This window comes from Microcystis sp. M_QC_C_20170808_M3Col, assembly GCF_007095505.1.
In the GTDB taxonomy this organism is placed as follows: Bacteria; Cyanobacteriota; Cyanobacteriia; order Cyanobacteriales; family Microcystaceae; genus Microcystis.
This window is the reverse complement of record NZ_SFBY01000457.1, coordinates 1-9196: the sequence shown is the minus strand read 5'-3', so window position 1 is coordinate 9196 and position 9196 is coordinate 1. Positions and strand designations below refer to the sequence as shown.

8 protein-coding genes and 1 pseudogene are annotated in these 9196 nt (G+C 42.4%); 3 read left to right on the top strand and 6 right to left on the bottom strand.

What is annotated here, in order from left to right; translation table 11 throughout:
* Nucleotides 1-116: 116 nt before the first annotated feature.
* Both EWV84_RS20995 and EWV84_RS20990 read right to left on the bottom strand, forming a co-directional pair.
* Nucleotides 117-602, bottom strand: a pseudogene (locus EWV84_RS20995) (LOG family protein); the annotation flags it as partial.
* Between the two features lie 144 nt (nt 603-746).
* A complete protein-coding gene (locus tag EWV84_RS20990) occupies nt 747-1934 on the bottom strand; it encodes a tetratricopeptide repeat protein (RefSeq protein ID WP_287079842.1) in 1188 nt (395 codons plus the stop codon).
* Nucleotides 1935-1971: 37 nt separating this feature from the next.
* Here EWV84_RS20990 and EWV84_RS20985 point away from each other — a divergent pair, with 37 nt between their 5' ends.
* Complete coding sequence (locus tag EWV84_RS20985; protein WP_287079840.1) at nt 1972-3147, top strand: esterase-like activity of phytase family protein; 1176 nt, start codon at nt 1972-1974, stop codon at nt 3145-3147.
* A gap of 66 nt (nt 3148-3213) precedes the next feature.
* Here the strand turns inward: EWV84_RS20985 and EWV84_RS20980 are convergent, their stop codons facing one another.
* The 3 genes from EWV84_RS20980 to EWV84_RS20970 all read right to left on the bottom strand — a co-directional run bounded on the left by EWV84_RS20980 (nt 3214) and on the right by EWV84_RS20970 (nt 5263).
* Nucleotides 3214-3765, bottom strand: a complete 552-nt coding sequence (locus tag EWV84_RS20980; protein ID WP_002764933.1) for a LabA-like NYN domain-containing protein — start codon at nt 3763-3765, stop codon at nt 3214-3216.
* Between the two features lie 261 nt (nt 3766-4026).
* On the bottom strand, nt 4027-4851 hold the full coding sequence (locus EWV84_RS20975) for a sulfurtransferase (RefSeq protein ID WP_287079839.1): 825 nt from the start codon (nt 4849-4851) through the stop codon (nt 4027-4029).
* Nucleotides 4820-5263: an ATP-binding protein gene (locus EWV84_RS20970; protein ID WP_287079837.1), complete on the bottom strand. Its 444-nt coding sequence runs from the start codon at nt 5261-5263 to the stop codon at nt 4820-4822. Before EWV84_RS20970 ends, EWV84_RS20975 begins: the two co-directional genes overlap by 32 nt.
* A gap of 174 nt (nt 5264-5437) precedes the next feature.
* Here EWV84_RS20970 and EWV84_RS20965 point away from each other — a divergent pair, with 174 nt between their 5' ends.
* Nucleotides 5438-6574 carry a PP2C family protein-serine/threonine phosphatase gene (locus tag EWV84_RS20965; protein ID WP_287079836.1) on the top strand — a complete coding sequence of 379 codons (1137 nt, stop codon included), beginning with the start codon at nt 5438-5440 and terminating at the stop codon, nt 6572-6574.
* On the opposite strand, the gene EWV84_RS20960 is transcribed toward EWV84_RS20965, so the two are convergent.
* Complete coding sequence (locus tag EWV84_RS20960; RefSeq protein ID WP_287079833.1) at nt 6575-6898, bottom strand: STAS domain-containing protein; 324 nt, start codon at nt 6896-6898, stop codon at nt 6575-6577.
* 145 nt (nt 6899-7043) lie between these two features.
* Between EWV84_RS20960 and crtO the strand changes: the two genes are divergently transcribed.
* Nucleotides 7044-8690 carry a beta-carotene ketolase CrtO gene (crtO, locus tag EWV84_RS20955; protein WP_287079832.1) on the top strand — a complete coding sequence of 549 codons (1647 nt, stop codon included), beginning with the start codon at nt 7044-7046 and terminating at the stop codon, nt 8688-8690.
* Nucleotides 8691-9196 lie beyond the last annotated feature (506 nt).

The window sequence follows — 9196 nt, the reverse complement described above, 5'->3', positions numbered from 1 at the left end:
TAACCCTTTTGTGCCTTAAGTCCTTTCCTGTATGAATTTCAGCTACTTTTGAGCGTAGTTGCTCTCATCGAATTTTATTTTAAGTTAATTATTTGCATAACAATTCCCGAAGAGCCAAATAGTTTTCTGGTAAAGAAATATTTAAAATCGATTAATTTGGCATCATTTATGATATAAGGATTAGCCCCCTGTTCAAAGGGTAGCTGAATATTTAATCCGAAGGAATTTTCCCGTCCAGCGCCTTCATTCCCCGCTTGCATGATGCCACCCCCGGCACCGGTTAACACCATAAAACCGTATTGACTGATACAGCGCGCGAAGTCCACTGCGAGACGGTATTCACTGCTGTCGGGTTTGATGCGTGCCGAGCCAAAAATGGTCAGTTTACGAATATGACGGTAGGGGTAAAATACCTGAAATCCCTTTTCTAGATCTTCGATCGCGTAGGTTAAAATTTTCCAATCCAGGCGATCGATTTCCTCCTCGGCAATTCTGACTATTGCTTCCAGAGATCTTTGAATCCATTTACCATCTTTCAAGTGGGGTAAATGTTGCACCAATTTCAGCAAGTCTTCGCTTAATTCAGAATAGGAGTTGTCCATTGGGGTGTTGGGGGTTGGGTGTTGGGGGTTGGGGTTTTGGGGTTTTAGGGTTTTAGGGTTTTAGGGTTTTAGTGGAAATTCCCCACTTCCCCACTTCCCCATTCCCCTGTCCATCTGATAGTTAACTATTCAAAGACTTAAAGATCACTGTTCAGGATTATTTATTGCTTGATTAACTTGGGTGATTTGGGTTTGAAAATATTGTTCACGATAACGGATAGCTTGGGCTAATTCCGCACCTTTTTGGAAAGCAAGTAAAGCTTGGGGATAATTTTTTCTCTCTAGATAAATTTGACCGATTTGATCGTAGGTATTCATTAAACCGTAGTAATTATAACCCAATTCATGGACTTTAATTAATTCTTGATATATTTGTAAAGCATAATCTACCTGTTGATAACTTTTATAGAGTTCGGCCAACTTATTTAAAGCTTCTCCTGCGATGCCGTACTGTTGTAAAGCAAAAGCGAGAGAATAGGCTTCTTGAAAGTTTTGGCTGGCTTTATTTGCATCTTTTAAAGCTTGATAATCTAAACCAATTTGAATTTTTAGAGCGGGGATTAACTGTATTTGCTGATTTCTGATCTGGGTTTCAGCTATTTCTTCTTTAATTTTTACGGCGTTAGCTGGTTGCAGAGATTCTCGATAAATTTCTGCTAGTCTTTGCAAATAAATTCCTTGAGTTAAAGAATTATTCTGCGTCTTAGAAATAGTTAATAATTCCTCGTAAACTGGGGCGGCTTTTTGATAATCAAAACGGGATAAATGAATTTGACCAAGTTGATTTAAAGTTGCTTCTACTGCTGTGTTATCGCCAGATTGTCTGGCATTAGCTAGGATTTTATCATAGATAATTATCGCCTCATTAAAAGCTCGTACCTGTTCATAGGATGTACCTAGTAATGCTAATAATTCTCCGTCCATTGTCTGGTTAGTTTCCGCAGTTTGTTGCACAGCTTTTAAACGATTAGTAATTAATTTAACATCCTCGGTTCGATCTCGATTCCAAGCTGCTAAACCCACTTTTCCCAAAGATTTTACTTCTTCTTTTGCTCCTAAATAACGATTTAATTTAATCACTTCATACCAGATAGGAAAAGCTTCCTCATTTAATCCCGCATCGTATTTAGCTTGAGCTTCAGCATTGCGTTGATCGATGTATAATAGCAGTTGACGACGCTCCAAGGGAGTTAAAGGGCGATCAATTCCGGGTAATAAAGGACTTTTTAGGGGAGTTTCGAGGGGATTGGGTGCAGGGGTTTCTGTTTGTGCTAGGAGAGGAAGGGAAGTACCGATCAAACAGAGCCATAAACTGAGAGAAAAACGTAGCATAATAGACTGATAGGAGCGTAGTAGAGGAGGATATTTTGTGATCGATCGATTCTATAAGAGACTGACTGCCGAAAATTTGCGTTTCCCAATTTTGGGTTTAATTGCTAGTTTGATTGTAACCTTTAGTCTGGCTGCCTGTGGTGTCTCCCCGCAAGTTTTAGCAGAACAACGAATGTTTCTACCGCTCTCGGTCGAGTTTTTGGGAGAATATCAATTACCACAAGCGGATTATCAAGGGACAAGGGTGGGGGGATTATCGGCAATTACCTATGATCGTGCCAATAACCGCTTTTATCTCCTCAGTGATGATCGTTCTCAGAAAGCTCCGGCCCGCTTTTATCGGGCTAGTTTGCAGATAAATGGTGAAAAAATCGAAAAAGTGAATTTAGAGGCAGTCACGTTCCTAAAAGATGGCAAGGGAGAAACGTTTAAAAAGGGATCGATCGACCCGGAAGGTATCGCTTTTTCGCCCCGACAAACTTTGTTTATTTCCAGTGAAGGTGCGGTTAAACAGAGAATTGATCCTTTTATTGCTGAATTTGATTTGCAGGGACAATTAAAGGAGTCTTTGTTAATTCCTAATCGCTTTTTACCGGATGATAGCAATCAAAAAGGAATACAGGATAATTTAGGGTTTGAATCCTTAACTTTAGGGATTACCAGCACTCTCAAAGACGATCCTTTTCGTTTGTTTACTGCCACAGAAAACGCTTTAATTCAAGATAGTCCCACGGGAAAAAGAGCAGAAAATCTCAGAGTGCGACTTCTTCATTATGTTATTGATCCGATTGGTGCGCCTGTGTTAGTATCAGAACAATTGTATGTGTTAGATGAGCCACCCAGTGGTGCGAGATACTACGGTTTAACGGAATTATTAGCTTTAGAAAAAGAGGGTTATTTTCTCAGTTTAGAGCGAACTTTTGGTTTAGAAGGTTTTGGAGCGAAACTATTTCAGGTAGTTAATGGGAGTGCCACTGATACCTCGAAAATTGCTCGGATACCGGGAGAATTAGAAGCTTTACAGGTGCAACCCTTGCGGAAAAAATTATTACTAGATTTAGGGACTTTGGGGATTGATTTAGATAATTTGGAGGGAATGACCCTCGGTCCAAGATTAGCTGATGGCAGTCGCTCTTTGATTTTAGTCAGTGATGATAATTTTAATCCGAATCAGGTCAATCAGTTTTTACTATTTCGACTCAAGGAAAAATAAACAAGAGATGGTTAATTGCCTCACCTATCCCCTTCTGGGAGAAGGATTGGGGTGAGGGTAGGCCGATTAATAATCACTTTTTTCGATATCTTTGCGAATATCATTCAGGTCAATATAGCGATCGGTGGCATTTCGCAATTCCCTAGCGATCATCCCTTCCGTAGAAACTACGGTAATATGAGTATTTTTAGAGCGCAATAGTTCGATCGCTCGTTCAAAATCGCCATCACCGCTAAATAAAATCACTCGATCGTATTGATCGACGGTATTAAACATATCGACGACAATTTCGATATCTAAATTAGCTTTCTGGGAAAACCGACCGGAACTATCATCATAATATTCTTTCAAAATTTTTGTTCTCACCGTATAACCCAAACTAATTAAAGCATCGCGAAAACCTCTTTGATCTTGGGAATCTTTTAAACCCGTGTACCAAAAGGCATTAATTAACATAATATTCGGGTCGTTGGTGAAGTAATTTAACACCTTACGCGGGTCAAAAAACCAACCATTTTTTTGTTGAGCATAAAACATATTATTGCCATCCACAAAAATCGAAAGGCGATCTTTCGGACGGCCGCCACCATTACAATGACAAAGACCGGCTTCTGTCATACAAAATACATACCTAATTTTTTATAGAGTTTAACTATAAAATTACTTTTTAGTAATTTTACGGGGGAAAACGACTATTCTTTGAGGAATAGCGGTGATTTGAGAGCAAAAAGATAGCAACTAAAATAAAAATTAGCTTTTTTGTCTAGGAGACAAACTAGATAATAGTTTGGGAATAATTAAAAGTGATAATAGAGAGATTGTACAGTAATTAGGTCATTTTGATAATCTTTCTTGATAGATGGGTATCAACAAGGCTGGTTAGATCAGGTAGGAACACCAATCACTCCAACCTCCAGAATATAGCTTAACATTGTCGTATCCGGCTAGGGTAAGGGAAAAGATATTGACACAGGCTGTCACTCCCGAACCACAGTAGAGGATAATTTCTCGATCGCTTTGCCGCTCTTGCCAACGTTGTTTTTGCCGGGCCGGGGGTTGAGAAAAACCCTGACTATCGGTGACTTCTAACCAGGGATAATTAAGCGCCCCCTCGATGTGGCCGGCGATCGGATCGATCGGTTCCCTTTCACCCCGATAGCGATCGCTTTCCCTGGCATCAATTAACACCACTCCCGCTTGCTCTTTTTGCCTTTTTACCTCCTCGATCGTGACTACCCAATCCTGTTGAACTTGGGGGAAAAAAGCGCCGGTTTTCGGCACAGGTATCTGATTGGAGACGGGATAACCGGCATTTAACCAATTTTGCCAACCACCATCGAGAATGCTGACTCGTTCATGGCCGAGATAACGTAATAACCACCAGAGACGACTGGCAAAGGCAAAACGGGAGGCATCGTAGGCGATGACATGAGTTTGACCAGAAATCACCCCTAAAGAGCTTAATTTAGCGGCTATCGTCTGCGGATTCGGTAAAGGATGACGGCCGCCATGACGGGCAACGGGAGCCGATAAATCGCGATCGAGGTGTAAATAGAAGGAATTTTGAATATGATTGGCTAAATACTCTTGATAACCGAGATCGGGATCGTTTAATTGAAAACGACAGTCAATAACCATCAGATCGGGGCGATCGAGATTAGTCACTAACCAACTAGGAGAAACGAGGGGCGCGATCGGATTCATGGCGGGAAAATTGTTTAATAATTAACAGACAGTTGCGCTGATCTTCGCTGCGAGTATAACTGAGTTGATCGGCGATTTTTTGGAGGATCGGCAGTCCTTGCCCATGACCAGAGAAACTATAGTCATGATAGGCGTTTTTCTCGATAAAGTCCTCTAAATCGAAGGCGTAACCCCGATCCCAGATGCGAATTTCCATCTGGGATCGGGTAATCTCGATCTCGATCTCGATCGGGATTTCGGGAGGGAGGTGTCGGTGAGCGTGACGGACTGCATTGGTAAAACCTTCGGCAAGAGCAAGCTGACAGTGGAGCCAGTCTTTTTGGGGAATGCCCGCCAGTTTAAATTGCTCAAAATATTTTAAAACGCTATCTAAGGACTTGAGATCGCTATCTACCTGAAAAGAAATCTTCACCCCCGGCTTACCTCTCCAATGCCTTACGCTAGAAGTTATACCATTTTTCCCAAACTATGACTGATGTGTTAGCTCGATTCTGGATTTAATCCCCTGAGAGGGGGACAAGCAAAGTCATCTGTTAGGGAGTCGGGGGTAAGCAGTTAAGATTGAGATAGTCGAGTCACAAAAAAGATGGTACGAATTCTAGTAATTGATGATGATGGAGTAATTCAAACGTTTTTGAGCCGCGCTTTGCGGAAGGAATACGAGGTTTTTATTGCCAGTGATGGGGAAGAAGGATTAAAGCAAGCGGGGCAACTAAAACCAGCGATGATTATTTGTGATTGGATGATGCCGGGGATCGATGGGTTGGAAGTTTGCCGGCAAATTAAGCTCAATCCCCAACTGTCAACGACTTTTTTTATCCTCTTAACTTCTTTGGGATCGGTGGAGGATCGGGTGAAGGGATTGGATGCGGGGGCCGATGATTTTTTATGTAAACCGATCGAGATTAATGAGTTAAGAGCGCGCGTGCGGGCGGGAATTCGTTTGCATCAATTAAGTCATGATCTGCAAGCGCAAAAACAATTACTAGAAATGGAGTTAGCGGAAGCGGCGGAATATGTGCGATCGCTGTTACCAGAACCTTTTATTTCTCGAAAACTTGCTATCGATTTTCGCTTCCTTCCTTCTCGTCGATTGGGGGGGGATGGATTTGATTATTATTGGTTAGATAATGACCATTTGATGTTATATCTTTTAGATGTGGCTGGCCATGGTTTGCGAGCGGCTTTACCTTGCCTTTCGGTGATTAATTTACTCCGTTCCCGTGGTTTAACTCAGGTGAATTACTATCAACCTAATCAGGTTTTACATGGGTTAAATCAAGTTTATCAAATCAGCCCTAAGAATGATAAATATTTTACTATTTGGTACGGAATTTATGATCAGAAACAACAACAGTTAACCTATGCCAGTGCCGGTCATCCCCCGGCAGTTCTCCTGACTCAAAAACCTTTTGGACAGATGATTGAAACCAGACTGAAAGCCCCCGGTTTTCCCATCGGAATGTTTCCAGAAGCAGAATATATCAATCAGGTTCAATCCCTGAATTTCTCCAGTAGCCTTTATCTTTTTAGCGATGGAATTTACGAGATCGATTGTGCAGATGGTAGGATGTGGGGACTAGAGAACTTTCTTCAATCTTTGCAAAATTATCACTGTAATTCTGCCAAAAATCTTGATAATTTTATTGGAGAAATTCAAGCTTTACAATTTGATGGTAATTTTAAGGATGATCTTTCGATCATGCAGGTGGATTTTCGTTAATTAACTTCCGAGGATTTTTTGTTCTAATTCTTCTCGGTTATTAAAAATTTCAAAAACTCGATCCATATCGGTCAATTCAAATAACATTTTTATCTGCTCATTAATCGAGCAGATCAATAGTTTACCCCCCGCAGAACGCACGGTTTTTAAGGATAAAACTAGCGCCCCTAAACCAGAACTATCCATAAAGGTGACATTCTTGAAATCAACGATAATAACCTCTGAACCTCCCTGCACGGCTTCGGCAATTTCTTGGCGAAATTGGCTGGCTTGGTTGCCATCTAAAATACCCGATGGTTGAATGACTTTGATTGAAGAACTCATAAAAAAAAGGAAAAATTAAATGTTTTCTACCTGCTCACTCATAACTGCTCGCTGAAATCTGCTGACAACAGCCAATCTTTAACTATTTTTAACATATTAGGGTCAAGAAAAGCGCAAAATTAAAAATAGGAATTTTTGAAACTGCATGGAAAGTTACGATGTCATCCTCATCGGTGCGGGGCATAATGGTTTAGTTTGTGCCGCCTATCTCCTCAAAGCTGGTTATCGCGTCCTCCTTCTCGAACAGCGTAGCGTACCGGGAGGAGCCGCTACCACAGAAGCGGTTATCCCAGATCTAGCCCCCGATTTTAAGTTTAATCTCTGTGCGATCGATCACGAATTTATCTTTTTAGGGCCAGTAATTGAGGAATTAGAGCTAAAACGCCACGGATTAGAGTATTTATTCTTCGATCCTACCGTTTTCTGTCCCCATCCCTCCGGCCAATATTTTCTTTCCTATCGCTCTCTGGAAAAAACTCACGCCGCAATTGCCCAGTTTTGTCGGCGAGATGCCGATCGCTACCTTCAGTTTATCGACTATTGGGGACAGTTGCTGAATGCGATCGCTCCTTGGTTTAACGCTCCGCCCCAAGATTTGCTCAGAATCGCCCGCAATTATGACTCTAGTGCCTTAGCTAGTGTCTGGAAAGCGATCGGCTCGAAAAAGAAACTGCTCGACTTCATCCGCACGATGATTACTTCCCCCGAAGATGTCCTCAATGAGTGGTTTGAGAGCGAATTTGTGAAAGCACCCCTAGCTCGTCTAGCGGCAGAAATTGGCGCTCCTCCCTCCCAAAAAGGCATTACCTCCGGGATGATGATGATGGCGATGCGTCATTCTCCCGGGGTGGCTCGCCCTCGTGGTGGTACAGGCGCACTAACCGAGGCTCTGGTGAAATGTGTTGTCAGTCTCGGTGGGGTGATTTTAACCGAGCAGAAGGTTAAACAGATTCTAATGGAGGAAGGACAAGCGATCGGGGTTAGAGTGGACTCTGGACAAGAATATCTGGCAAAAGCGGCTGTTATCTCTAATATTGACGCTAGACGAGTCTTTTTACAGTTAGTCGCCCCCGCCGATGTGGATGCCGCCGATCCAGAATTGCGAGAAAGGGTAGAACGGCGAATTGTCAATAACAATGAAACAATTCTTAAAATTGATTGCGCCCTCGCCGAAGCACCAAGGTTCGAGGCTTACGATCACAAAGAGGAGTATTTACAGGGAACGATTCTCATCGCCGATTCCGTGCGTCACGTTGAACAGGCCCACGCTTTAACGATTTTGGGGCAGATTCCCGACGAAAATCCCTCGATGTACCTAGATGTACCCACTATTCTCGATCCCTCCATGGCTCCCCAAGGCAAGCATACCCTCTGGATCGAATTTTTTGCCCCCTATCAGATTGCCGGGGCCGAGGGAACGGGATTAAACGGCACGGGATGGACGGAAGAATTAAAAAATCGCGTGGCCGATCGAGTTCTTGATAAACTGGCCGATTATGCCCCAAATCTCAAATCCGCCATTATTGCCCGTCGGGTGGAAAGTCCGGCAGAATTAGCTAATCGTTTGGGTTCCTATAAAGGTAATTACTATCATCTTGATATGACCTTAGATCAGATGATTTTCCTGCGTCCTTTGCCGGAAATAGCTAACTACAAAACCCCAATTAAAAACCTTTATTTAACTGGGGCAGGAACTCACCCCGGCGGCTCAATTTCGGGAATGCCGGGGCGTAATTGCGCTCAGGTTTTCCTGCGGGATCGAAGCACTTTTCTGCAACGATTATTCAACTAATACTAAATCCGTTGAGTATAGGCTACATAGGGTCTGCGGCAAAAAGTTTTTCTTGGGGGCAGGGTGTGGGGTGTGGGGTGTGGGGTGTAGGGTTTTACCAGTTTTGAGGTGGTCAACTACCTAATTTTCAGGGAAAAAGTACCTGAATTTTCCCCCCGATCACTCCCATATCCAGTACTTTTTGATTGACAAAAAGTCTAAAAGTCTTACCCAACAAGGTTTTTAGATTTATTCAGCAGACCCTACATATTAGGACAGGCAACAGGCAAGAGGCACAGGGGAGAATCAATAATCAGTTTTTAATAACTGGATTTAGTATTGTAAAGTTTCAATACAAATATAGTCAGATATAGCCAGCCATGGTAATATGTGAACACGAAACTATCGGACTAGGCAAAAAAAACAGGAATAAGTTATCGAACGGCTTGGAGGTGGTGGAAACAAGGGAATTTAACAGGCTATCAATTGCCTTCCGGTACAATTATCACAACGGATAACAACCCTTC

Bases quoted from the DNA above. Each gene is read 5' to 3' on its own strand.
- EWV84_RS20990 (WP_287079842.1), bottom strand. From the start codon at position 1,934: ATGCTACGTTTTTCTCTCAGTTTATGGCTCTGTTTGATCGGTACTTCC.
- EWV84_RS20980 (WP_002764933.1), bottom strand. From the start codon at position 3,765: ATGACAGAAGCCGGTCTTTGTCATTGTAATGGTGGCGGCCGTCCGAAA.
- EWV84_RS20975 (WP_287079839.1), bottom strand. From the start codon at position 4,851: ATGAATCCGATCGCGCCCCTCGTTTCTCCTAGTTGGTTAGTGACTAAT.
- EWV84_RS20965 (WP_287079836.1), top strand. From the start codon at position 5,438: ATGGTACGAATTCTAGTAATTGATGATGATGGAGTAATTCAAACGTTT.
- EWV84_RS20960 (WP_287079833.1), bottom strand. From the start codon at position 6,898: ATGAGTTCTTCAATCAAAGTCATTCAACCATCGGGTATTTTAGATGGC.
- crtO (WP_287079832.1), top strand. From the start codon at position 7,044: ATGGAAAGTTACGATGTCATCCTCATCGGTGCGGGGCATAATGGTTTA.